Here is a 1,387-nt window from a genome sequence, read left to right as displayed (position 1 = left end):
GCATGACAATAACCTTCAAACTTATCACTTTCAGTCCAATCAGGAGCTATAGAACTTATAGGAGCAGCATTTTTCCGAAGTCCAATAACATAGGTTGGCTGTGATTCATTTACTCTTTTTGGATTGTTACTACTCTCTCCCGTCTGTGTTAAACCCAGAGAATTTGAGAATAAGATTACTACAATTACGAATCCACCAACCCAATAGTTTAGCTTCATGGCATTTCAAATGCATATATCAAATTAAAATACAACCGTGATTCTATTTAAGTTAGATTTTATTCTAACTTGGACTTTGGACAAATAGGCATTGAGCCGAGATAGGCATCACCGTGCCGATTATGACCGGAGAAGTCTTGGGGCATGGCTGGGCGCTGTATACAAATTTATTTTGGGATACAGCAGATATACCATGAACAATTCCAGAATTTTAATGCTTTAAGTTGATTGGCTATTTCTAAGAGAAAAATTTAATGGAAATTGCAAGTCATAAACACCCTCGCTACGACGCTCCGCTATCGCCGACTTTAGGCAAGAGGTAGACGAGTGCCTGGGGGAAGAGAGCCTTCTTCAGCAGTTCTGGCTCAAGCCACCAACAGAAAACCCCGGTGATCAACCGAGGGCTAATGTCTGCTGTCTAGTTTCTGTCTAGATGTCTGTCTGGTCTGTCCCTTGTTCCATAAGGTTTCTGTCTAATTCTGTCTGTCCTCTAGGTCTGTCTGCTGAAGGTTAATTTCGATAGTATTTGGATCTAGCCAGACTAAAGACTATTCTCAACCAATTCATTAAACAGTCGCTTCAATTCCTCCGAACTGAACCGTTGACCTTTTACCTTGAAGTTTGGCTGTATCTCAATAATGACTGCCGAGGTTCGGAAAGTGCGCTCTGGGCGTGTTGCAGCAGTGATTGGGCTAGTTAGGGATATAGAGATTTTGTACAAAAATAAACCCCACCACTCCCCGACTTAATTCTTTCGCTCTCCTCACCAATAGCTCATTCATTCACAATCAAGTTATAGTCAATATAACCAAGCATCGCCCCTCTTTTTATTGCCTCATAACTGTTCTTGACGTGCCATTTACTGTACAAATCACTGGCATAACGTTTGACTGTACTAACAGAGAGAAACATTTCTTTGGCAATCTGTTCAAAAGCTAAACCCTGAGCCAGTAAACGCAGGACTTGTATTTGTCGTTCGGTGGGAGAGTCAAGCAAGTTCTTGTCAGCAAAGCTAGGGTCAATATATCTATTTTTATCAAGGTTTTTTAACAGTTTTTTAGCCAGCTTTGGGTCAAGCAGGCATTCATCAAGGTAAGCTCTCTTGATGGCTAGTTCAATCAATTCTACATCAGCACTTTTGAGCATATAAGAATCAGCCCCATGACGAA

The 1,387-nt window shown here is 41.1% G+C and carries 2 protein-coding genes; both read right to left on the bottom strand.

Going from position 1 to position 1,387, the window contains the following annotated elements; genetic code table 11:
- A partial coding sequence (locus GNF10_RS38185; RefSeq protein ID WP_221644710.1) for a hypothetical protein occupies positions 1 to 218 on the bottom strand: 218 nt, incomplete at its 3' end.
- A 774-nt stretch (positions 219 to 992) separates the two neighbouring features.
- On the bottom strand, positions 993 to 1,387 hold a 395-nt coding region (locus GNF10_RS36860), incomplete at its 5' end, for a response regulator transcription factor (RefSeq protein WP_185607491.1).

The sequence above is a fragment of the Nostoc sp. UCD121 genome, assembly GCF_014222285.1.
Classification (GTDB): Bacteria; Cyanobacteriota; Cyanobacteriia; order Cyanobacteriales; family Nostocaceae; genus Nostoc.
The sequence above is the reverse complement of the archived record's forward strand: the minus strand, read 5'-3'. Positions and strand labels throughout refer to the sequence as shown.